Origin of the sequence: Bacillus sp. JJ1609, assembly GCF_036967045.1 — a bacterium.
Taxonomy (GTDB): domain Bacteria; phylum Bacillota; class Bacilli; order Bacillales; family Cytobacillaceae; genus Mesobacillus.
In genome coordinates this window covers 10,968-33,569 of sequence record NZ_JBALSS010000034.1, presented here as the reverse complement: position 1 = coordinate 33,569, position 22,602 = coordinate 10,968, and the positions used below count along the sequence as shown (strand labels likewise).

Genomic DNA, 22,602 nt, shown 5'->3' with positions numbered 1-22,602 from the left:
CTACACTTTCATTTTGACTCTTCTTTTTCAAAAATCTTATGTGCTGGCGGGTTTGCACAGATTGCTGGATTACGACAAAATTTGCAGAAACCGCCGATCTATTAAAACTCCTGAACGGATAATTTTTGGGAGCGTTTCTTTAATGTTCCCGATGCGAGAGGGGAAAAATAAATATGATTGCCAGTCACTACAATCGACTTGACCGCCCCTTTTGTCAGATGGACGATCTGCTGATCCTGGCGCGCGATGAATTCCTCCATGAATGGGGATGAATTGGCGCTGTCGATATCCAAAATTGCAATAATATCCTTAGTCCTTACAAGGACTTCTTCACCAACATGCAAATACATTGACTCCACCTCATTGGATTCTCGACATTTCGCCGGATTCCACTTTGTATGCTGCCGCTTCTTTCAGCGTTTGATGGTCAATCCCATCCACACTTGTTGTGGTAACGAATGTTTGAACTTTCCCCTGGATGGTATTTAATAAATGGGATTGGCGATAATCATCTAATTCAGATAAAACATCATCAAGCAATAAAATTGGATATTCGCCAATTTCAGAATTAATCAGCTCGATTTCTGCCAACTTCACCGAAAGTGCTGTTGTCCTTTGCTGACCTTGTGAGCCAAATGTCTGGACATCCCTTCCATTGACAAAAAACTGGAGGTCATCGCGATGCGGCCCGAGCATAGTTATGCCGCGGTCTATCTCTCTCATCTTTATTTTAGCAAATTTTTCTTCATAGACTGCTATCATTTTCGACAAATCATCATCTTCTGATACCTCTGCAGAGGGTTTATAGATGATTTTCAAGCTTTCTAGTCCTCTTGATATCCCCTGGTGAATTGGCAATGCCCATTGTTCAAGAAGATTCAGGAATTCAAATCTCTTGACGACAATCTTCGCAGCCATCTGGATAAATTGTTCTGTCAGGATATCAAGCATGGTAAGATCAGTGCTTTTCTTGATTTGCAGCTGTTTTAGATAATGGTTCCTTTGCTGCAGAATCTTGTTGTATTGGCTTATATCATGCAAATAAATCGCCGATACTTGCCCAATTTCCATATCAATAAATCGACGCCTTACTTGAGGGCTCCCCTTTACAAGGTGGAGATCTTCAGGCGCGAACATGACGACATTCATATTTCCAACATATTGACTTAGCTTACGCTGTTCAAGGTGGTTAACCTTTGCACGCTTGCCCTTTTTCGAAATGACAAGCTGCATTGGCAGTGACCCAATGCTTTTTTTAATCCGTCCCTCTATTTTAGCATATTCCTCGTCCCAGCGAATTAAATCTTTATCATTGGAGGTCCTGTGCGACTTAGCCATCGCCAGTACATAGATCGATTCCATGACATTCGTCTTGCCTTGGGCGTTTTCCCCAAGAATCACATTGACTTTATTTTCGAATTCCGCCTCTAGTCCCTGGTAGTTGCGATAATTTCTTAATTGCAAATCCTGTATATACATGAACAGTTCATCCTCTGGATTATTGCGTTATGTTGAACTTTCCAATTCCAGGAATGCTTACCTGGTCTCCGGAACGAAGCTTCCTTCCTCTTCGCTGATCCTGTTCGCCATTGATAAATACTTCATGTTCACTTAAAAACCATTTAGCCATTCCACCGGATTGGATTACATCAGCTAATTTTAAAAACTGGCCAAGTGTAATATATTCAGTATCAATTTTCACATTTTCATTCACGGTCTCACCCTTTTCTTCCAAAAGGACTTAATACTTTATTTTACTAAATTTTTTCCATAGAAACAAATTTTCTTGTTTTTAGGCTGCTTTTGAAAAGTTGGGTTAAAACTCAGTTGTTGATTTCCGCTCCAATCAACAGGTGTTTTAATAAAATCTTATTTAAGACCATATATAAAAAAAGCCACCAGCAAAAAACTGGTGGTCGTATGAATTTAGTAAGTTCTAACCGGCAAAATCAGCTGCAGGATGGAATCATCATGAAGCGGGCGGATCACGAACGGCCTCATTGCGCCAGTAAAGCTGATCTGAATTTCTGTTCCTTCAAGCGCTTTAAGAGCGTCCATCATATATTTTGCACTGAATGAAATCTTCAAATCTTCGCCATCAATCGACTGGCTTTGGATTTCCTCGACTACAGTTCCGATTTCAGGAGTATTGGAAGAAACTTCAATCGCTCCTCCATCAATTGTTGAAAACTTAACGACATTGTTTCTGCCTTCTCTTGCAAGAAGCGATGCACGGTCAATCGCATGTAGAAATTCCTTCGTGTTTACGACTACATCCGTTTTGCTCTCATTTGGAATCAATCTCGCAGTATCAGGATAGTTCCCTTCAAGCAGCCTTGAGAAGAATAATAAATGTTTTGCTTTAAATAAAACCTGGTTCTCGGTAATGACGATATCGACAGTATCTGAGCTGTCATCAAGGATTTTACTTAATTCAGTCAGACTCTTCCCTGGAATGACAACATTATAGTTTCCAGTATTCTCAGCTTCCAGTCTCGCTTTTCTCAAAGCTAGCCTGTGGCTGTCTGTTGCAATACAGACTAATTCATTGTTTTCGACCTTCCAGTTTACACCTGTCAAGATGGGGCGTGTTTCTGAGGTGGACACTGAAAAGACAGTCTGTCGGATCAAGCCTTTTAATAAATCTGTCGGAATCCTGAAAACATGTTCTTCCGAAATTTGCGGAAGGTGTGGATATTCTTCAGCATCAAGGCCGTTAAGATTAAATTCAGATCTGCCAGAACGGATGATTGTCTGCAGATTATTGTGTACTTCGATTTCTACTGTGTCTGTAGGAAGCTTTTTAACGATTTCACTAAAGAAACGCGCCTGCAAAACAATGGATCCCGGCTGTTTGATTTCAACAATTTCATCTCCAGCTTCTTCTTTCGGAATGAAAGATTCGATTGAAATATCGGAATCGCTGCCAGTAAGAGTTACTCCCTCTTCATTAGCAACAATCTTGATTCCCGTCAAAATAGGAATGGTTGTTCTGCTGGTTACTGCTTTCATAACGTCCTGGACGCTCTGAAGCAAGGAATCGCGCTGGATAATAAATCTCATTTTTTAAGCCTCCGTTTAGGAATATTTTTTTCTTAAATGCATATAATTATATGTTTTAAAAAATAGTAGAAGTACTAGTAGGGCCTGTGGATTTGTGGATAACCGTCTTAATCAAAGGAAACACAGCCTATCCACATGTGGACAGACTGTGCGCAACTGATGGAGAGTTATTCACACTTTCCCTAAACCCTCAACTGTTCATTTATATCTTTTAACTGCCTTTGCAGATGTGAATCAGTTGAAACCATTTTTGAAATTTTCTCATGAGCATGGATGACCGTTGTATGATCGCGGCCACCAAATTCCTCACCTATTTTAGGAAGAGAGAAATCTGTCAGTTCTCTTGATAAATACATGGCGATCTGTCTCGGGAAGGCAACGGATTTCGTACGCTTCTTCGCTTTAAAATCCTCAAGCTTCACATTGTAATGCTGTCCTACCACTCTTTGGATATCAAGAATAGTAATGACCTTTGGCTTTGAGCTAGGAATAATGTCCTTCAATGCTTCAGCTGCCAAGTCCGCATTTATGTCTTTATTAATCAATGATGAATAAGCCACGACACGGATCAATGCACCCTCAAGCTCGCGGATGTTGGAATCGATTTGGTTTGCGATATACAGCATGACTTCATTCGGTATATCCAAACCTTCCGCTTTCGCCTTTTTACGGAGAATCGCAATCCTTGTTTCCAGGTCAGGCGGAGTAATATCAGTGATCAAGCCCCATTCAAAGCGTGATCTTAACCTGTCTTCAAGAGTCGGTATTTCTTTAGGCGGACGGTCACTTGAGATGACAATCTGCTTACTTTCCTCATGCAGCGTATTGAATGTATGGAAAAACTCTTCCTGAGTTTGTTCTTTTCCTGCCAGGAACTGAATATCATCAATGAGCAAGACATCGACATTCCTGTATTTATTGCGGAAATCCCCTGCTTTATTGTCCCTGATTGAATTGATGAATTCATTTGTGAACTTTTCAGAGGACAAATACACCACTTTCGCATTCGGGTTGTGGTCCTGGACGTAATGCCCGATCGCATGCATTAAGTGGGTTTTTCCTAATCCTACGCCACCATATATGAATAATGGATTATAGGCCTTTGCCGGTGCTTCGGCTACTGCCAGCGAGGCGGCATGGGCGAAGCGGTTGCCTGAACCGATGACAAATGTATCGAAAGTATATTTTGGATTCAGCATGCTTACTGGTAAATCAGGTGTATCGTCTGCCCTCTTCACCCTTTTTGGAGGTAACGGGATGTCGAGATCTTCATCATTTTGGTTTTGGGGAATGATGAATTTTACCGCTAGTTCTTCACCAGTAATTTCATACAGGATACCGCTGATTAACTGCGAATAGCGCTCTTCAAGCCAATCTCGGGCAAATTCGTTAGGAGCCGTAATCGTAAGTACATCACCTTGGAGCGTATGTGCTTTTGTTGATTTCAGCCATGTATCAAAACTTGGCTTGCTGATCTTTTTCTCGATTTTCGCGAGAGCATTATTCCAGAGATCTGCAATGTTCTCCAACAATTATCCCTCCTTTTCCTCTGTTTTTATAAGATGCTTTCCTGTCGTTTTAACTAAAAATACAGGTTATACACGTTGTACAACCCTTAATTTCATAAATATACGAAACTATGAATGTGGAAAAATATATAATAAGGAAGTAAATAAGCTTTTCGACAATATCCACTATCTGTGGACAAAGTTTTACAACAGGTCTGAATAACCTATCCACAGCTTATCCACAAATTGTGGATAAGTATATTTTCGCTATCGAATTATTAAGAGTGAAAACACAAATATAATATCAGATAATCCAGCATGGCGCAACGCCTTTTAATACATTATCCACAATATGCTATCGCTGTGGAGATTATTTGTCCACAGGGCCTTGACTTGTGTAAAAGGTGTAAAAATGAGTTGTGGATAAAGAAAATGGTGTCGATTTTTGTCCACAGGGGCTTGAAAAGTGGTTAAATTCGTTGAAGTTAAAAATTTGTTTAAGGGAAATTTTATTTATTTTATCCAGCTGCGGAAAAAATAATTTAAAATAAAATGTTGGCTGAAAATACAATCTTGATTTTTCATGTATTCTTTTACTATTAGATTCATCACCAGCAGCCTTCTTTTGGAGTCGAGCTGTTTTCGAAAGACTTTTTTCTATAAGAGTGATGTTATTTGAAATGTATTTTTAGGTTGAGAAGGAAAAGAGTCAGACATTGAAACAGGATTATGAAAACTGATCAGTCACTGCAAGAGAAAATAAGTTCAATTCTATCCAGGCTAAGATTAAATGGGAGAGGAAGTTAACCTTTAATAGAAGTTGTGGTCTTTTTTTACTAACAGAGGAAATTTTTTTCTAGCTGTAATTTGGGGAGTTTTCGGAATAGGCACTTGACAATTTCCACTGCTCATCTTTATAATTACAAAGACTGTCTGTAACAGCTATTCCTCAGGGAGGTGTAACATATATGAAACGTACTTACCAACCAAATAAGCGTAAACACAGCAAAGTTCACGGATTCCGTGCCCGCATGAGCAGTGCAAATGGCCGTAAGGTTCTTGCTCGCCGTCGTCGCAAAGGAAGAAAAGTATTATCAGCTTAGGCCACTGAAATGTCAGTGGTCTTTTTTCTCTTTGGGCAATACTATTTTTGGGCTCTTTTCGTAAACTTATTGGCCTTGCTGCTTATACCAGGGATTTATTTAGGGAAGAAATGATAGATGAATCCCTGTGCTAAGGCCATAGGAAACGATTTTCAAAAAAGCCTTTGGAAAAGAGAACGGATCCATTGAGAATTGTAGGTGTTAAATAGATGAAAAAAGATTTCAGAGTGAAAAAGAATAAAGAGTTCCAAGAGGCTTTTAAAAAAGGAAAGTCTGTTGCGAACCGCCAGTTTGTCGTTTATGTGTTAAAGAAACCTGAGCAGGAGAATTTCCGCATCGGGCTTTCCGTGAGCAAAAAGATTGGCAATGCCGTAGTCCGCAACCAGATTAAAAGGTATGTCCGCCAATCATTTCAAGAACTGCAGGACCGCGTACATAATGGGAACGATTATATCATCATTGCCCGCAAGCCGACTGCTGACATGGGAATGCATGATATAAAGAAAAGTCTTGAGCATGTTTTAAAGGTTGGCAAGGTTTTGAAGAAGCCGAAAGCTGGAGATAATGATTGAGGCAAAATTATTGAGGGATTTGCATTTTTTAAAAGCGCTTCCCACCAAAAGATGTTAAAATACTCTTGAATTGCATTCTGCCAGTAATTTATGAGGCAAAGTGTACATAAATTTGGGACAAACACTTGAAATAAATGAATGTTTTTGGAAGTGAGGAGGAAATACAGCTTGAAAAAAAGAATATTATTGATAATGGGCTTGCTTTTAGTGATGTCATTGCTGACTGGATGTTCAGAGTATAACCAGCCAATCACACCAGAAAGCAAGGGCTTTTGGAATGAGTACATCGTTTATCCTTTATCGCTGCTGATCGTGAAGATGGCTGAATGGCTCGGAGGCAGCTTTGGTTTATCGATTATTGCTGTTACCTTAATCATCCGTTTTGCTATCCTGCCGCTTATGATCAAGCAAACGAGAAGCTCAAAAGCGATGCAGGCATTGCAGCCAGAAATGGCTAAATTAAAAGAAAAATACAGCTCTAAGGACCAGAAGACCCAGCAAAAGCTTCAGCAGGAAACGATGGCACTTTTCCAGCAGCATGGTGTAAATCCGCTTGCAGGGTGTTTCCCGCTTTTGATACAAATGCCAATTTTGATTGGTTTCTACCATGCAATTTCAAGAACTAGAGAAATTGCTGAACATAATTTCTTATGGTTCGATCTAGGTGCACCGGATCCGTTTTATATTCTGCCGATTGTGGCTGGTATAACTACTTTCATTCAACAAAAAATGATGATGGCTGGTCAGGAAAACAATCCACAGATGGCAATGATGCTTTGGCTGATGCCGATCATGATCGTTGTTTTTGCCATCAACTTCCCAGCAGCTCTTTCATTGTACTGGGTAGTAGGTAATCTATTTATGATTGGTCAAACGTACTTTATTAAAGGGCCGGATCTTAAAAAAGCAAAGGCTGCCGGCAATGCGGGAGGAGCAAGTAAAAAGTGAGACAGATAACTGCTACAGGACAAAACGTCGACGAAGCAGTAGAATCAGCTTTAGCTCAATTAAAGACTACCATAGACCGCACAGAGATTGATGTAATTGATGAAGGCAAAAGAGGGATATTTGGACTTTTCGGAACTCGTCCAGCTGTCGTCAAGGTGACAGTGAAAATCGACGCTGTTGAAAAAACGGTCAAATATTTAAAAGCAATAGGGGAAAACCTGGGTGCTCCAATCGAAGTTGAAGTTAAAAGGGAAGGGAAGACGGTACTGTTTACGTTAACTGGCGAGAAAATTGCTTTGTTGATCGGTAAACGCGGCCAGACCTTGAATTCCCTGCAATTTCTGACCCAGCTAGTCATGAACCGCTACTCTGAACAATACTCCACTGTATTGCTTGATGCTGAGGATTATCGCAAACGCCGGAACGAAACACTCGTCCAGCTTGCTGACCGCCTCGCGCAAAAAGCAGTCAGAACGGGACAGACCGTAGCGCTTGAACCTATGCCTTCGTATGAACGCAAAGTGATTCATACTGCATTGATGTCCAACAAGAAAATCAAAACATACTCAGATGGCACTGAGCCGCACAGACATATCGTGATCGCGCCATCGAGATAATATTGAAAAGCTCCGATTCTTGCGAATCGGGGCTTTTTTTGCGTTTTTTTTGAATCAGGATGGGCCTGGTTTTGCTGGAAATAAACGCTGAAAATTTCCAGGTTGCGGGATTTCGACAAAAAGTTGCTGAAATGGTATTACTTTTCGCGGAATACTTTAGTAAAGTTGCGGGATTTCGACAAAATTCTGCGGAATCAAGGGTTAGTTGGGCTACAGTTCTATAAAACAGCTGGAAAAAATGATGGTGATTTTCCAGTTCGCGTGATTCCGGATGATTTTCGCTGATACACAAAAACAAGAGATACAAAAGCGTCATGAAAATTGAAAATTTTGCGGAAATATTCGAAACCGATACACTTATTGCCGCTGGAAGATTTATCTTGCTTAAATTTCATTTTTTTCTTAAAGAACGGCTGTTTTCTAAAAGATTGTTTAAAAGCAAAAGATTGATAAATAAGTTGATTGGAATGGGAGGTGCGAGACTCCAGCGGGATCAGCGGGACAGTTGAGCCTCCGCATGAGCGATAGCCGAGGAGGCTCACCGCCCGCCCCGCGGAAAGCGAGCAACCTGGAGTGGAAATCAACTTATTTAAAGCAAAAAAGTATACGAAAACACCTTAAAAAATTGATTAAAAAAGTAAACTGCTTCTCTCCTCTAATAATTTCTGCTAAAAAAATCCCTCAAAACCAATTTCCACTTTTCCACAGCCCCCCTAAAATTCAATTATTTCCTCATTTGGTTTTATTGTTATTCACATGTGGATAAGTTAAAATTAAAGAAGTGTATTTATAAAGTTGTGGATAATTTTAAAGAATGAGTATGTGTTTCTTTTTTTCAATAAAATGATGTGGTATTCTAGTAATTTGTAGAAAACAAACTTACGTAAAAATTAATATAAATAATTTTAAAGTGAAGTGGGGTGAAGCAAGTGGAATTTGATACGATTGCGGCGATTTCGACGCCGATGGGTGAAGGGGCTATTGCGATTGTCCGATTGAGCGGTGATCAGGCTTTTGAAATTGCTGACCGTTTGTTTAAAGGGGTTGGGAGCAAGAAGCTTACCGAGGTGGCATCCCACACGATCCATTACGGACATCTTATTGATCCGAAAAGCGGACAAGTTGCTGAGGAAGTAATGGTTTCTGTCATGAGAGGACCGAAAACATTTACGAAGGAAGATGTAGTCGAAATCAATTGCCATGGGGGTCTTGTTTCTGTAAACCGTGTGCTCCAGCTTGTACTCAATCAGGGAGCAAGGCTGGCGGAGCCGGGGGAATTTACAAAACGGGCTTTTTTAAATGGACGAATCGACCTTTCGCAGGCTGAGGCCGTTATCGATTTGATCAGGGCGAAAACAGACCGGGCGATGAATCTGGCACTTGGACAGATGGAAGGGCGTTTATCAAGGCTCATACAGAAGCTTCGCCAGGAAATCCTCGAGATTCTTGCTCATGTGGAAGTGAACATCGATTATCCTGAATATGATGATGTCGAGGAAATGACACATCAAATGCTTTTGGAAAAAGCGAAGTATGTACAAGGCGAGCTAGAAAAATTACTGCAGACTTCACAGCAAGGGAAGATTCTCAGGGAAGGGCTGTCTACCGTTATTGTCGGCCGTCCGAATGTCGGAAAATCCTCGTTGCTGAACAGTCTAGTGCATGAAAATAAAGCAATCGTTACGGACATTCCAGGTACGACAAGAGATGTTATTGAGGAATACGTCAATGTTCGCGGTGTTCCATTAAGACTTCTCGATACAGCGGGAATCAGGGAAACGGAAGATATCGTTGAAAGAATTGGTGTGGAGCGTTCACGCCAGGTTCTGAAGGAAGCAGATTTGATTTTACTGGTTCTGAACTATTCGGATGAGCTTTCGGAAGAGGACAGAAACATTTTCAAAGCGGTTGAAGGCATGGATGTCATTGTTATTGTCAATAAAACCGACCTGCCGCAAAAGATAGATTTGGATGAAGTAAGGGAGCTTGCGAAGGATTATTCGCTTGTAACGACTTCTTTATTAGAAGATAAGGGTGTCGATGAGCTTGAAGAAGCGATTTCCAGCCTGTTCTTCTCCGGTGCGATTGAATCTGGGGACCTTACGTACGTTTCGAACAGCCGCCATATTGCGCTTCTTAACCAGGCGGTCAACTCTATTGAGGAAGCGATTAATGGAGTTGAAATGGGGACGCCAATTGATATTGTCCAAATCGATTTGACTCGCTCATGGGAGCTGCTCGGTGAAATCATCGGGGAAAGTGTCCATGAGAGCCTGATTGACCAGTTGTTCTCGCAATTCTGTCTGGGAAAATAATCATTTAATATACATCATGTGATAAAGTCAGCTGGATTTGAAGCGGACTAAATAAAAGGAGGCAGCAGGATGCAATATGAAGCCGGAAATTTTGATGTGGTTGTAGTCGGTGCTGGACATGCAGGTGTTGAAGCAGCCCTCGCGGCGGCTCGCATGGGCGCGAAAACAGCAGTGATTACGATCAATCTTGATATGGTTGCATTTATGCCATGTAATCCGTCAATCGGCGGACCTGCAAAGGGAATCGTGGTACGTGAGATCGATGCTCTTGGCGGGGAAATGGGCCGCAATATTGATAAAACATACATCCAGATGAGGATGCTGAATACCGGAAAGGGCCCTGCAGTACGTGCATTGCGGGCGCAGGCGGATAAGTTTGATTATCAGCATGAAATGAAGAAAACACTTGAAAATGAAAAGAACCTGACGATGGTACAGGGAATGGTTGAACGTTTAATTGTTGAAGATGGCGAATGCCGCGGGGTAGTCACAATGACAGGTGCGGCATACCGTGCTAAAACCGTGGTCATTACGACGGGAACGTATTTGCGCGGTGAAATCATCCTCGGTGAATTGAAATATTCAAGCGGACCGAACAATCAGCAGCCGTCGATCAAGCTTTCAGAACACCTTGAGGAGCTTGGCTTCGATCTAGTTCGTTTTAAAACAGGAACGCCTCCGCGTGTTCATAGCGATACAATCGATTATGATAAAACAGAAATCCAGCCTGGTGACGATGTCCACCGTGCGTTTTCTTACGAAACAACAAAGTATATTACGGACCAGCTTCCATGCTGGCTGACTTATACAAATGAGCGCACTCATCAATTGATCGACGATAATCTGCATCGCTCCCCGATGTACTCAGGAATGATCAAAGGTACCGGTCCGCGCTATTGCCCGTCTATTGAAGATAAAGTCGTACGCTTCAATGATAAGCCGCGCCACCAGATTTTCCTTGAGCCTGAAGGTAGGAATACTCAAGAAGTTTATGTTCAAGGTCTTTCTACAAGCTTGCCAGAGGACGTCCAGCAAAGAATCCTTCAGACAATCCCAGGACTTGAAAAAGTCCAGATGATGCGTGCAGGCTATGCGATCGAGTATGATGCAGTCGTGCCTACCCAGCTTTGGCCAACCCTTGAGACTAAAAAGGTAAAAAACCTTTATACTGCAGGCCAAATTAACGGTACTTCAGGTTATGAAGAGGCAGCAGGCCAGGGACTAATGGCCGGTATCAATGCAGGAAGAAGGGCATTGGGCAAGGAAGAAGTCATCTTGAGCAGGGCAGATGCTTACATCGGTGTTCTTATTGATGACCTTGTTACTAAAGGAACAAATGAACCATACCGTTTATTGACTTCACGTGCAGAATACCGCCTGCTTCTCCGCCATGACAATGCCGATCTTCGTTTAACAGACAAGGGTTATGAGCTTGGCTTGATTCCAGAAGAGCGTTATCAGAAATTTTTAGCGAAAAAGTCAGCAGTTGAGGCGGAGAAGGAACGTCTTCGTTCCATCATCATCAAACCAACTGCCGAGGTACAAGAATTAATCCGTTCAATGGGCGGCAGCGAATTGAAGGATGGAATTCGTGCCTCTGACCTTCTGAAACGGCCTGAAGCGTCATATGAGCATATTAAACAGCTTGTACCTGCGGATGTTGATTTGGATTTTGACACTGCAGAACAAACAGAAATACAGATCAAGTACGAGGGATATATTGAAAAATCACTACAGCAGGTAGAACGTCTGAAGAAAATGGAAGATAAAAAAATCCCTGAGAATATCGATTATGACGCGATTTCAAGTCTTGCGACAGAAGCTCGCCAAAAGCTGAAAGATGTCCGTCCGCTTACATTGGCTCAGGCATCCAGGATTTCAGGTGTAAATCCAGCGGATATTTCGATTTTGCTCGTTTACATGGAGCAGGGACGCATCGCGCGCATTTCCAGCAATTAATCCAGCAGCAAGGACAGAAAGGGTTGGCTTATGAATACAGATCAATTTAAATTAATGCTTGCCGAGAAGGGGATCGATCTTTCTCCAAAGCAAATAGAGCAGTATGAAAAGTATTATCATATGCTCGTCGAGTGGAACGAAAAGATGAATTTAACTGCAATAACTGAAAAACCGGAAGTGTATTTAAAGCATTTCTACGATTCCATTTCTGCAGCCTTCTATTTTGATTTTAATAAGCCGCTCAATTTATGCGATGTTGGGGCTGGAGCCGGTTTTCCAAGCATTCCTTTAAAAATAGCTTTTCCAGAATTAAGAGTGACGATTGTTGATTCCTTGAATAAGCGGATTACCTTCTTGGAGCATCTATCAAAAGAGCTTGGGCTTGAAAATACGACTTTTATCCATGATCGGGCAGAAACGTTTGGGAAAAATCCTGCCCATCGCGAAAAATATCAAGTCGTGATGGCGAGAGCAGTAGCCAGAATGTCCGTATTGAGCGAGCTTTGCCTGCCATTGGTTAAGGTAGGCGGCACATTTGTGGCCATGAAAGGCAACCAGGCTGGCGAGGAGCTTCAGGTTGGTGAAAAAGCAATCAATGTGCTTGGCGGGGAACTGGAATCAATACATTCCTTCAAACTCCCGGTGGAAGAGAGCGAACGAAATATCCTGATCATCAATAAGAAAAAGCCGACACCGAAGCAGTATCCAAGAAAACCAGGAACGCCGAATAAAACACCAATAGAATAGAGTTCTTACCCAGCTTCAGCGCCTGGCCATTTGGGTTCCCTGGCATGTCTCTTCAATGTTTACGGAGTCGCTGTTCACTTGGTCTTTACAAGGCGCTTGCGCTTTTTGTCCTATTTTGAAGATTAATTTTAGTTTATAATAAAGTCTATAGGCAGGAACTTGTCATTTTTATAGAGAATATGTAATAGGGAGTTCATAAAGGTGGTGTAGGGTGATGAAGCCTTCTTTTTCTCGCTTTTTTGGCCTTGGGGAAAAGGAAAAAGAACGGATGGAAGTCGAAGAAGTGGAACAAACGGTTGAGGATATTGAAATCGTAGAGAACGAAGAGATAAAGAAAATTCCGATAGACCATATTATTCCAAATAGATACCAGCCAAGAACCGTTTTTGATGATGAAAAAATTGAGGAATTGGCCCGTACCATTCATATACATGGAGTAATCCAGCCAATCGTCGTCCGTGAGTATGACCAGGATAAATTTGAAATCATTGCTGGTGAACGCCGCTGGCGAGCAATGAAAAAATTGGAGTGGGACGAGGTTCCCGCAATCATTAAAAATTTATCTGATTCAGAAACAGCATCCGTTGCGTTAATCGAGAACCTTCAGCGTGAAGAATTATCCCCGATTGAAGAAGCGATGGCATATGGGAAATTACTGGAAATTCATAATCTTACCCAGGAGGCGCTTGCGCAAAGACTGGGAAAGGGGCAATCTACGGTTGCAAATAAACTTAGACTGCTTAAACTTCCTCAGGAAGTCCAGGACGCTCTCCTGAATAAATTGATTACAGAGCGTCATGCACGTTCATTAATACCGTTGAAAAATCCACAGCTTCAGGTTCAGCTGCTTGAGGAAATCATTGAGAAATCACTGAATGTTAAGCAGACTGAGGAACGGGTAGTCAAGATTTTGACTCAAAATGAAGAAAAGCCTAAACCGAAACGGAAGGCCTTCAGCAAGGATATGCGGATTGCTGTCAATACGATTCGCCAGTCGCTGACAATGGTTTCCGACAGCGGGATCAATCTTGATTCTGAAGAAGCAGAGTTTGAGGATTTTTATCAATTCACGATTCGTATACCAAAAAAGAAATAATGTTAATGGAAGTGGGGGACGTGCTGTCTCCCCACTTTTTTTAGTTTAATATAATAAAATATTACAAGTTATTTCTTTTTAAGAAAAATTCTATCAACTACGTTATTTCATGATAAAATAGAATACATGATTGCTTTTTTCGGTTCGTGGGAGCCTATTTTCTCTTTGAATCGATAGTAAAGCTTAATTTATTGGCTTTGAAAAAGCTGTATAAGTAATTTACGGGTTCGAAAGTAGGTGACAATGTGGGAAAGATTATTGCGATTACGAATCAAAAAGGTGGAGTCGGTAAGACGACTACCTCTGTGAATCTTGGCGCATGCCTTGCATACATAGGAAAGAAAGTTCTTTTGGTAGATATAGATCCTCAGGGCAATGGGACGAGCGGAGTTGGTATCGATAAAGCTGACGTGGAGCAATGCATTTACGATGTGCTTGTAGATGATGTGGAAGCCAGGTCCGTAATCCATCCAACCGCTGTAGAAAATCTTTACACGATTCCTGCAACAATCCAGCTTGCAGGTGCAGAAATAGAGCTTGTACCCACCATTTCGAGGGAAGTGCGCCTTAAGCGCGCGTTAGAAGAAGTTAAAGGTGATTTTGATTATATATTGATTGATTGTCCGCCATCGCTGGGATTACTGACGCTTAATGCCTTAACTGCATCGGATGCAGTCATTATACCAGTACAATGTGAGTATTATGCTTTGGAAGGATTAAGCCAGCTTCTTAATACTGTCCGCTTAGTTCAAAAGCACTTGAATCAGGATTTAAAAATCGAAGGCGTATTACTGACGATGCTTGATGCGCGTACGAATTTAGGCCTGCAAGTAATCGAGGAAGTAAAGAAATACTTTCAAGACAAGGTTTATAAAACCATTATTCCACGGAATGTCCGTCTAAGTGAAGCTCCTAGCCATGGAGAGCCAATTATCATTTATGACCCGAAGTCCCGCGGGGCCGAGGTTTACTTAGATCTTGCAAAGGAAGTGGTTGCGAATGGCTAAAGGCTTAGGTAAGGGATTAAACGCTTTATTTAAAGAGGAAGCCGGTAAAGACGAAAAAGTCCAGGAAATCAGCATCAAAGAAATCAGGCCAAATCCTTATCAACCACGAAAAGTTTTCCAGAAGGAAGCAATCGAAGAACTTAAACTATCCATCATTGAACATGGTATCCTTCAGCCAATCATTGTGAGGAAGACGATTAAAGGCTATGAAATCGTCGTTGGTGAAAGGCGGTTCCGTGCCGCTAAGGAAGCAAAATTAGAAAAAGTTCCTGCTGTCGTCCGCGATTTAAACGAACAGCAGATGATGGAGCTTGCTGTACTTGAAAACCTTCAGCGCGAGGATCTGAATCCAATTGAAGAGGGTATTGCCTACCAGACTTTAATGGAAAAGCTGAAGATTACACAGGAACAATTGGCCAAAAGGCTGGGCAAGAGCAGGCCGCATTTAGCCAACCATATCCGTCTGTTATCATTGCCTCCAAAAATTCAGCAGCACATTTCTGATGGCAAAATTTCAATGGGACACGGCAGGGCTCTGCTAGGTTTACGAAAAAAAGACCAGCTTCCTGCTCTTGTTGATAAAATTCTTAAAGAAGGCCTGAATGTCCGCCAGCTGGAGCAGCTGATCCAACAGTTGAATGAAATTGTTCCACGTGAAACAAAGAAAGAAAAAGAGACAAAAGATGTTTTCATCCGTGAACAGGAAACCTCGCTGCGGGAACGTTTCGGCACGACAGTTAATATCAAACAGTCCAAGAATAAGGGGAAAATTGAAATAGAATTTTTCTCAAAAGACGACCTCGAACGGATTCTGGAACTTTTAGACCTGCAAAACTCCTAAGCTATCAAACTGATGGCTTCTTTTTTTAATCATATTTTTGGTTTTTTAATATAATAAATCTCTGGTTGTGTCCAAAGTGTCTTTTATTGATTGAAAATGAAATGTAACGAGCTCAAAAATAAGGAAATAAGGATAATAGGTGAAAGAAATGTTTTTACTCGGCACCATTGTAAATGGGTTATTGATCATAATAGGGACTATGCTGGGAAAGCTGCTGACCAGGATTCCTGAAAATATGAAAGCTACAGTTATGCACGGAATCGGGTTGTCTGTAATGGTTTTAGGCTTGCAAATGGGTTTTAAGAGCGCTAATTTCCTGATTGTGATTTTAAGCCTTGTGATGGGGGCTGTGATCGGGGAAGCCTTAAAATTAGAAGATAAGCTTAATTCTGTAGGGGACTGGCTCGAAAGGAAGCTCGGTTCAAAGGGTGAAGGCAGTATTTCGCAAGGATTTGTAACGGCAACGCTGATATTTGTCATCGGAGCAATGGCGATTATTGGTGCGTTAGACAGCGGAATCCGCGGCGACCATGATGTTCTTTATACGAAGGCAATCATTGATGGTTTCACCGCTTTAATCTTGACTACAACACTAGGTATTGGTGTTCTTTTTTCAGCGATTCCAGTCATGCTCTATCAGGGAACAATCGCTTTATTTGCCACTCAAATCGATAAATGGATCCCGCAGGCATTGATGGACAGCTTTATTCTCGAACTGACAGCAACAGGAGGAGTAATGATTTTTGCGATCGGCTTGAACCTCATTGGGTTAACCAGAATCAGGGTTGCGAACCTGCTCCCTGGCATTTTGGTTACGGCTATCCTTGTAGCGGTCACTCATAGTTTTAATGGGATATAATAAGGAAAGCGCAAGCGTCTCTAGGGGCTAGGCGCTGGAGCTGGACATATAAGAAAAGGAAGGACTCATGAATGATCCTTCCTTTTTATTATTCTGCAACTGTTGGTTGTTCTGTATCAAGCTCCCAGCTTAATTTGGGCCATTCCTGTTTCTTAGGAAATTGCAAGCTGCTTTCAAAGATTCCATTTGCGATTGTTTTGGCCATTTTTAAAACAAGGTTCAATCTTGTATTTTGCAAAACAAAGAATTCCATGAAGCCACTTACATTCACGATGCCGGTTATATGAATATTTCCCACTTCTGGCAGATCTTTATTAACTCCTGCTCCAGGTTTGACAGGACCATTCCCTACCTGGATGGATCCGACGCTTTTCAAGCGGCCAAGACAGGCGTCTATGCCAATGATAAATGGATTGAAGTGTTTTTGTTTAATTTCGGCTAATTTTTCTTCCATATTAACGGCGTGGATTGGATCATCAAGAGTTCCGTATACATGAAAAGGCGTGATGTTCTTTTCTTCGAGCAAGGTTCCGATTAGTGGACCCAGTGAATCACCAGTTGAGCGATCTGTTCCGATACAGACAAAAACGATTGGACGAGCGGTGAAATTAGGCAAAAGATCCAGAATTTCCGTGGCCAGCTTTCCGGCTGCCAATTCATCTTCATGGTTAATTTTCGCTACACTGCTCTTTCGCTCGAAAAAATGGTTTTTGAGATTCATTGGATCCACTCCTTAAAAATTCGTACTATCAGTATACGGACTTTTTTTGTAATCTATACATACCTGTAAACAGAAAGATTTAAACAGGGCCTTTTGGAGCAGAGAGTGCATTTTGAGGGAATAAATACCTAATAGCTTTTAAGGGGAAAATAATATGTAAAATCATTATTTTGGCTCTTTAATAAAATGTTATTGTTATTGTAAAATAATAAAATCGTTGTGATGAAGGATTTATTGGAGCTTAAAGTTTGCGAGCTAAACTCTGATTGAGGATAAAGAGAATAAAAGAAGCCTAATAAAGTAAATGAATGAAATCTTGCGGTTTTACTGTTAGTATTTCTTTATCTCCATTATAAAACTTGTTAAAATGATTGTGTTTTAATTATGTACGTTCCGTAAACTTTGTACTAAATTCATCTTTTGTGAAAAAACCTCTTCCAGGTCTTTTGCATGGATGCCTTTATTAATGGAGCCATCGAATACGGAACGATGTGAGCAAACGGAAAAATGCAACCAAAGCGAAAATAGCATTTATTTAGTTCAGGCAGGTGAAATAATTTAATGATAAAAGAAACAGAGACATTTTTTAATAAAGTCAGCGAAAAGCTGATGAATGAAGATATTTGGCTGAGCGTTGGAGAGAGTATCCTTAAAATCATCGCCATCCTGATTATTTCAGGATTACTGATTAAAGTGGGTAAACTGGCGATCCATAATTTTTTTAAGGTGAGGACGAAATCTCCTTTACGGATTTCGGAACGGCGCGAAGCAACATTAATGAAGCTGCTTGAAAATATCCTTTCATACGCCGTTTATTTTATTTCCATTATGATGATTCTTTCTGCTTTGACAATAAATGTTCAGGCCATGCTGGCAGGAGCAGGGATCGTCGGGCTTGCTGTCGGTTTCGGCGCACAAAGCCTTGTGAAGGACATCATTACTGGCTTTTTCATTATCTTTGAAGATCAATTCTCTGTTGGAGATTATGTAAGAATTGGCCCATTTGAAGGGACCGTGGAGGAAATTGGGCTGCGGACGACGAAGATTAAAAGCTTTACAGGGGAAATTAATATTCTTCCAAATGGCAGCATCGTAGAAGTCACGAATTTTTCTTTATATAACAGTGTGGCAGTACTTGATATCGGCATTGCTTATGAAGGAGATATTGAATATACAGAGAAAGTGCTGCAGGATTATCTTGATACAACGACGGACAAATATCCTGAGCTTGTGAAGGCTCCTGAGCTTTTAGGAGTCCAGCAATTCGCCGCGTCTGAGGTTGTCCTCCGTATTGTCGCTGAAACTCTGCCAATGAAACACTGGTACATTGGTAGACAGCTTCGCAAAGATATAAAGCTTGTCCTTGATGAGCATGGAATTGAGATTCCATTCCCAAGAATGGTGATGTATTCCCGTCAAGAAGGCGGGGCACAGAAAGAATTCGGAAAATAACAGGAGGGTCAGAAATTGGAGCACGAGTTTCAGCTTAATGATGTTGTTGAAATGAAAAAATCACATCCTTGTGGCACAAACAAGTGGAAAATCATCCGGCTTGGCATGGATATCCGAATTAAATGTGAAGGCTGCCAGCACAGTGTCTTAATTCCAAGAAAAGAATTTACCCGTAAAGTGAAGAAGATTTTATCGAAGCAGGAAGAATAATCCTGCTTCTTTTTTTAAGATTTCTATATTATCCTTATTAATAAAAAAATATATTTAGATTGACTAAATAGATAGAGATGGGGAGATGAGGAATTGGCAACAGTACATCATTCGGCTTGTCCGTTAAATTGCTGGGACAGCTGCGGCTTCCTTGTTACCGTTGAAGATGGAAAAGTAATGAAGGTTGAAGGCAATCCTGAGCATCCAATCACACAGGGAAAGATTTGCGGGCGCGGCAGAATGCTTGAGAACCGGGCCAATTCACAGGAACGATTGCTATATCCTCTGAAAAAGGCTGGAGACAGCTTTGTACAGATCTCATGGGAAAATGCACTCGATGAAATAGCTGGAAAACTTGCTTATTATAAAGAAACGTATGGCTCTACTTCTGTTCTGCATAGCCATGATTATGCCAACAGCGGGCTGCTTACCAATCTGGACAGCAGATTCTTTAATCTTTATGGTGGTGTGACAGAATTGACAGGCTCAATTTGTTGGGGAGCTGGCATCGAGGCGCAAAACTGGGATTTCGGCGATGCGTACAGCCATGCACCTGAAGACTTGAAAAATAGCAAGCATGTTGTCATTTGGGGAAGAAATGTCGCCCGGACAAATATGCACTTATATCAAAACCTTCAGGCAGTGAAAAAGAATGGTACAAAACTATACGTTATTGATCCGATCTATAATGCGACTGCAAAGCTTGCAGATGAATATATATCAATCAAGCCTGGTTTTGACGGCCTTCTGGCTGCAGGTATCATGAAAGAAATAATGAGATTGAATTTACAGGACGAGGAATTTTTAGTAAACCATACAGTCGGATTATCTGATTTATTGGGAGTGCTGAACAGCGTTACATTGGAATCAATCAGTGAAATGACAGAGGTACCTGCAGAAATCATTACTCATCTTGCTAAAGTGTACGCTGACCGTCCAGTTTCTACCATCATGGGCTTGGGAATGCAGCGATATGAAAACGGGGGAAATACAATCAGGCTGATTGATGCACTGGTTGCAGTCAGCGGCAATATCGGGATTCCTGGCGGCGGAGCCAATTATGCAAATAAACAGGTAGGCCAAAGCTTTGCCTTCAACGAAATGACGTTGCCGAAACGGAAGACCGCATCACGTACGTTCACGATGATGAGGCAGGCAGAAGGCATTCTATCGGCTATCGATCCCGAAATCAAAATGGGGATTGTCACATGCGGAAATCCAATGACCCAGGTTCCGGATACAAATAGGGTAAAAGAGGCTTTTTCTTCACTTGAAACTTTAGTAGTCATCGACCAGTTTATGACAGATACAGCCATGCTCGCAGATTATGTCCTGCCTGCTGCCACAGTTTTTGAAGTGGAGGATGTCTATTATTCTTCCATGTACCATCATTACGTGAATCATGGTCCTAAGCTGGTTGAGCCTCCTGGGGAAGCAAGGCCTGATGCGTGGATTTGGACAGAATTGGCAAAGCGTTTAGGCTTTGGTGAGGAGTTTGATTTTACAAGAGAAGGCTTCCTCGGTATGGGGCTGGCTTCGCTTGTCGAAAACGGAATTACTCTTGATAAAATCCGCACGGAAAAATTCGTGGAGCTCCCTGTCAATAAAATTCCGTGGAGTGATCGTCATTTTAAAACGCCAAGCGGGAAATACGAATTCACTTCTTCGAAAGGGAATCTATCACTGTCACTGCCGACAGAAACGAAATGGACGAATCCAGAGCTGGCAAAAAAATATCCATATACTTTTTTGACCATTCATCCTTTGCGTTCCAACCATTCACAGCATTTTCAGCTGTTTGAGCCTGCGCCTTATGTAAAGGTAGAAATCGCCGAAAGCGTCGCGGTTGAAAAGGGGCTCAAAAACCAAGATCATGTTCGTGTGTGGAATGACCGGGGAGAAATTAACGGATATGTCTCCGTAATGAAAAACGCCCATCCCGGGACTGTGAATATTGATGAAGGCTTGAGTGCAAGGTTTGGCGGATCGGTGAACCAGCTTACCTCAAGCAGGGAATCAGACAATGGCTTAGGAAGCACTTTGTATGATTGTCTTGTTAACATTGAAAAAGTAGAATTCATATGATCTGTTGCCGCACTCTTTTGGAGTGCGGTTTTTACTTTGTAAACCGGAATGTGGGGAACATCCTTTCAATGTACATGATCAATTTGCTTTTCGAAAAATATAATAAGTATTTTAATCACTTCGAAAAATGTCCAGCTCCAGCGCCTAGCCCCTCGAGTCGCTTCGATCCGCCCTCCAGCGCTTGCGCTTTTCTTATTGTGTGCTTGTCTTTTCACCCGGTAATCTCTATAATTGTGAGAGGCAAAATCGTTTAGGTGATTCTAGCTTGAATAGATATTTTTTAATATAGAGGAGTGACATGGATGGCCTTAACAGCAGGTATTGTTGGACTTCCTAACGTAGGGAAATCGACTTTGTTTAATGCAATTACACAGGCTGGTGCTGAATCAGCAAACTATCCGTTCTGTACGATCGACCCGAACGTAGGGATTGTTGAAGTTCCTGACAATCGTTTAAATAAATTGACTGAGCTTGTACAGCCGAAAAAGACTGTACCAACTGCTTTTGAATTTACTGATATCGCCGGGATTGTTAAAGGCGCGAGCAAGGGTGAGGGCCTCGGCAACAAGTTCCTTTCACATATCCGCCAGGTAGATGCAATCTGTCAGGTAGTTCGCTGCTTTGCAGATGACAATATCACACACGTTGCAGGTAAAGTAGATCCTATATCTGATATCGAGGTTATTAACCTGGAATTAATCCTTGCTGACCTTGAATCAGTTGAAAAAAGAATTGGCCGTGTTGAAAAGCTTGCTAAGCAAAAAGATAAGGAAGCAGCAATCGAATTCCCTATCTTAGCTCGCCTTCGCGAGGCATTTGAAGCGGAACAGCCGGCTCGTGCGGTTGAATTCTCAGATGAAGAGATGAAGATTGTTAAACACCTGCATCTGCTTACAATCAAGCCAATGCTTTATGTGGCAAACGTAAGTGAAGATGAGGTTGCAGATCCGAACAATAATGAATATGTCCAGAAGGTCCGCGAATTCGCAGCAAAGGAAAATGCTGAAGTAATCGTTATTTGCGCGAAGATCGAAGAAGAGATTGCTGAGCTTGAAGGTGAAGAAAAAGCTATGTTCCTTGAAGAGCTTGGCATCGAAGAATCAGGTTTGGACCAGTTAATCCGTGCAGCATACAGCCTTCTTGGACTGGCTACTTACTTTACTGCTGGTGTGCAGGAAGTCCGCGCTTGGACATTCCGCCGCGGTATGAAGGCACCACAATGTGCCGGCGTTATCCATTCAGACTTTGAGCGCGGATTTATCCGGGCAGAAACAGTGCATTATGATGACTTGCTTGCAGCAGGCTCAATGACTGCTGCCAAAGAGGCTGGAAAGGTTCGCCTTGAAGGAAAAGAATATGAAGTGAAAGACGGAGATATCATCCACTTCCGTTTTAACGTCTAATTGTTAAAGCCCTGCGGTGTAACCGCGGGGCTTTCATTATTTTTCACTTGGCTCTGTTATAGCCCGATGTTGTTTTTAAACCTGTTGATTGTAGTG

Annotated in this window: 22 protein-coding genes; 15 read left to right on the top strand and 7 right to left on the bottom strand. The window is 41.7% G+C overall.

The window, feature by feature from the left end; translation table 11 throughout:
- Window positions 1–101 precede the first annotated feature (101 nt).
- The 5 genes from remB to dnaA form a co-directional block, all read right to left on the bottom strand.
- Window positions 102–350: an extracellular matrix regulator RemB gene (gene remB, locus V7654_RS21285; protein ID WP_335432850.1), complete on the bottom strand. Its 249-nt coding sequence runs from the start codon at window positions 348–350 to the stop codon at window positions 102–104.
- A 10-nt stretch (window positions 351–360) separates the two neighbouring features.
- Window positions 361–1,479, bottom strand: a complete 1,119-nt coding sequence (gene recF, locus V7654_RS21280; protein WP_335432849.1) for a DNA replication/repair protein RecF — start codon at window positions 1,477–1,479, stop codon at window positions 361–363.
- Between the two features lie 19 nt (window positions 1,480–1,498).
- The gene (yaaA, locus tag V7654_RS21275) at window positions 1,499–1,714 is read right to left on the bottom strand and encodes a S4 domain-containing protein YaaA (protein ID WP_335432848.1); all 216 of its coding nucleotides are present in this window, start codon (window positions 1,712–1,714) and stop codon (window positions 1,499–1,501) included.
- Window positions 1,715–1,926: 212 nt separating this feature from the next.
- Window positions 1,927–3,063, bottom strand: a complete 1,137-nt coding sequence (dnaN, locus tag V7654_RS21270) for a DNA polymerase III subunit beta (RefSeq protein WP_335432847.1) — start codon at window positions 3,061–3,063, stop codon at window positions 1,927–1,929.
- Window positions 3,064–3,245: 182 nt separating this feature from the next.
- Entirely contained in the window at window positions 3,246–4,592 is a 1,347-nt protein-coding gene (gene dnaA, locus V7654_RS21265) for a chromosomal replication initiator protein DnaA (protein ID WP_335432846.1), read from the bottom strand.
- Window positions 4,593–5,539: 947 nt separating this feature from the next.
- On the opposite strand from dnaA, the gene rpmH reads away from it, so the two are divergent.
- The 4 genes from rpmH to jag all read left to right on the top strand — a co-directional run bounded on the left by rpmH (window position 5,540) and on the right by jag (window position 7,811).
- On the top strand, window positions 5,540–5,674 hold the full coding sequence (gene rpmH / locus V7654_RS21260; protein ID WP_013059930.1) for a 50S ribosomal protein L34: 135 nt from the start codon (window positions 5,540–5,542) through the stop codon (window positions 5,672–5,674).
- Between the two features lie 209 nt (window positions 5,675–5,883).
- Window positions 5,884–6,246 (top strand): ribonuclease P protein component, encoded by a 363-nt coding sequence (gene rnpA, locus V7654_RS21255; protein ID WP_335432845.1) that lies wholly within the window; start codon window positions 5,884–5,886, stop codon window positions 6,244–6,246.
- 168 nt (window positions 6,247–6,414) lie between these two features.
- A complete protein-coding gene (gene spoIIIJ / locus V7654_RS21250; RefSeq protein WP_335432844.1) occupies window positions 6,415–7,194 on the top strand; it encodes a YidC family membrane integrase SpoIIIJ in 780 nt (259 codons plus the stop codon).
- Complete coding sequence (gene jag / locus V7654_RS21245; RefSeq protein WP_335432843.1) at window positions 7,191–7,811, top strand: RNA-binding cell elongation regulator Jag/EloR; 621 nt, start codon at window positions 7,191–7,193, stop codon at window positions 7,809–7,811. The genes spoIIIJ and jag overlap by 4 nt, the downstream gene beginning before the upstream one ends.
- A 218-nt stretch (window positions 7,812–8,029) precedes the next feature.
- Here the strand turns inward: jag and V7654_RS21240 are convergent, their stop codons facing one another.
- Window positions 8,030–8,395: a hypothetical protein gene (locus V7654_RS21240; RefSeq protein WP_335432842.1), complete on the bottom strand. Its 366-nt coding sequence runs from the start codon at window positions 8,393–8,395 to the stop codon at window positions 8,030–8,032.
- Window positions 8,396–8,740: 345 nt separating this feature from the next.
- On the opposite strand from V7654_RS21240, the gene mnmE reads away from it, so the two are divergent.
- The 7 genes from mnmE to V7654_RS21205 all read left to right on the top strand — a co-directional run bounded on the left by mnmE (window position 8,741) and on the right by V7654_RS21205 (window position 16,635).
- A complete protein-coding gene (mnmE, locus tag V7654_RS21235) occupies window positions 8,741–10,126 on the top strand; it encodes a tRNA uridine-5-carboxymethylaminomethyl(34) synthesis GTPase MnmE (RefSeq protein ID WP_335432841.1) in 1,386 nt (461 codons plus the stop codon).
- 69 nt (window positions 10,127–10,195) lie between these two features.
- Window positions 10,196–12,085, top strand: a complete 1,890-nt coding sequence (mnmG, locus tag V7654_RS21230; protein WP_335432840.1) for a tRNA uridine-5-carboxymethylaminomethyl(34) synthesis enzyme MnmG — start codon at window positions 10,196–10,198, stop codon at window positions 12,083–12,085.
- Between the two features lie 30 nt (window positions 12,086–12,115).
- Entirely contained in the window at window positions 12,116–12,832 is a 717-nt protein-coding gene (gene rsmG, locus V7654_RS21225; protein WP_335432839.1) for a 16S rRNA (guanine(527)-N(7))-methyltransferase RsmG, read from the top strand.
- Between the two features lie 214 nt (window positions 12,833–13,046).
- On the top strand, window positions 13,047–13,928 hold the full coding sequence (gene noc / locus V7654_RS21220) for a nucleoid occlusion protein (protein WP_335432838.1): 882 nt from the start codon (window positions 13,047–13,049) through the stop codon (window positions 13,926–13,928).
- 245 nt (window positions 13,929–14,173) lie between these two features.
- The gene (locus V7654_RS21215) at window positions 14,174–14,935 is read left to right on the top strand and encodes a ParA family protein (RefSeq protein ID WP_335432837.1); all 762 of its coding nucleotides are present in this window, start codon (window positions 14,174–14,176) and stop codon (window positions 14,933–14,935) included.
- Window positions 14,928–15,776: a ParB/RepB/Spo0J family partition protein gene (locus V7654_RS21210; RefSeq protein ID WP_335432836.1), complete on the top strand. Its 849-nt coding sequence runs from the start codon at window positions 14,928–14,930 to the stop codon at window positions 15,774–15,776. The genes V7654_RS21215 and V7654_RS21210 overlap by 8 nt, the downstream gene beginning before the upstream one ends.
- 148 nt (window positions 15,777–15,924) lie before the next feature.
- Window positions 15,925–16,635: a DUF554 domain-containing protein gene (locus V7654_RS21205; protein ID WP_335432835.1), complete on the top strand. Its 711-nt coding sequence runs from the start codon at window positions 15,925–15,927 to the stop codon at window positions 16,633–16,635.
- Window positions 16,636–16,723: 88 nt separating this feature from the next.
- Here V7654_RS21205 and yyaC read toward each other — a convergent pair whose 3' ends face one another.
- Complete coding sequence (gene yyaC, locus V7654_RS21200) at window positions 16,724–17,356, bottom strand: spore protease YyaC (RefSeq protein WP_335432834.1); 633 nt, start codon at window positions 17,354–17,356, stop codon at window positions 16,724–16,726.
- 561 nt (window positions 17,357–17,917) lie between these two features.
- On the opposite strand from yyaC, the gene V7654_RS21195 reads away from it, so the two are divergent.
- The 4 genes from V7654_RS21195 to ychF all read left to right on the top strand — a co-directional run bounded on the left by V7654_RS21195 (window position 17,918) and on the right by ychF (window position 22,506).
- A complete protein-coding gene (locus V7654_RS21195; protein ID WP_335432833.1) occupies window positions 17,918–18,808 on the top strand; it encodes a mechanosensitive ion channel family protein in 891 nt (296 codons plus the stop codon).
- Window positions 18,809–18,823: 15 nt separating this feature from the next.
- Window positions 18,824–19,018, top strand: coding sequence for a DUF951 domain-containing protein (locus V7654_RS21190; protein WP_229366285.1), 195 nt, complete (start codon window positions 18,824–18,826; stop codon window positions 19,016–19,018).
- Between the two features lie 93 nt (window positions 19,019–19,111).
- Window positions 19,112–21,103 (top strand): molybdopterin-dependent oxidoreductase, encoded by a 1,992-nt coding sequence (locus tag V7654_RS21185; RefSeq protein ID WP_335432832.1) that lies wholly within the window; start codon window positions 19,112–19,114, stop codon window positions 21,101–21,103.
- A 302-nt stretch (window positions 21,104–21,405) separates the two neighbouring features.
- Window positions 21,406–22,506: a redox-regulated ATPase YchF gene (gene ychF / locus V7654_RS21180; protein ID WP_335432831.1), complete on the top strand. Its 1,101-nt coding sequence runs from the start codon at window positions 21,406–21,408 to the stop codon at window positions 22,504–22,506.
- Window positions 22,507–22,602: the final 96 nt, after the last annotated feature.

What these genes read in the sequence shown, in the direction of transcription:
- yyaC (WP_335432834.1), bottom strand. Translation starts at nt 17,356, where the DNA reads ATGAATCTCAAAAACCATTTTTTCGAGCGAAAGAGCAGTGTAGCGAAA.
- dnaN (WP_335432847.1), bottom strand. Translation starts at nt 3,063, where the DNA reads ATGAGATTTATTATCCAGCGCGATTCCTTGCTTCAGAGCGTCCAGGAC.
- rpmH (WP_013059930.1), top strand. Translation starts at nt 5,540, where the DNA reads ATGAAACGTACTTACCAACCAAATAAGCGTAAACACAGCAAAGTTCAC.
- V7654_RS21205 (WP_335432835.1), top strand. Translation starts at nt 15,925, where the DNA reads ATGTTTTTACTCGGCACCATTGTAAATGGGTTATTGATCATAATAGGG.
- rsmG (WP_335432839.1), top strand. Translation starts at nt 12,116, where the DNA reads ATGAATACAGATCAATTTAAATTAATGCTTGCCGAGAAGGGGATCGAT.
- ychF (WP_335432831.1), top strand. Translation starts at nt 21,406, where the DNA reads ATGGCCTTAACAGCAGGTATTGTTGGACTTCCTAACGTAGGGAAATCG.
- recF (WP_335432849.1), bottom strand. Translation starts at nt 1,479, where the DNA reads ATGTATATACAGGATTTGCAATTAAGAAATTATCGCAACTACCAGGGA.
- mnmG (WP_335432840.1), top strand. Translation starts at nt 10,196, where the DNA reads ATGCAATATGAAGCCGGAAATTTTGATGTGGTTGTAGTCGGTGCTGGA.
- noc (WP_335432838.1), top strand. Translation starts at nt 13,047, where the DNA reads ATGAAGCCTTCTTTTTCTCGCTTTTTTGGCCTTGGGGAAAAGGAAAAA.
- remB (WP_335432850.1), bottom strand. Translation starts at nt 350, where the DNA reads ATGTATTTGCATGTTGGTGAAGAAGTCCTTGTAAGGACTAAGGATATT.
- V7654_RS21210 (WP_335432836.1), top strand. Translation starts at nt 14,928, where the DNA reads ATGGCTAAAGGCTTAGGTAAGGGATTAAACGCTTTATTTAAAGAGGAA.
- V7654_RS21195 (WP_335432833.1), top strand. Translation starts at nt 17,918, where the DNA reads ATGATAAAAGAAACAGAGACATTTTTTAATAAAGTCAGCGAAAAGCTG.
- rnpA (WP_335432845.1), top strand. Translation starts at nt 5,884, where the DNA reads ATGAAAAAAGATTTCAGAGTGAAAAAGAATAAAGAGTTCCAAGAGGCT.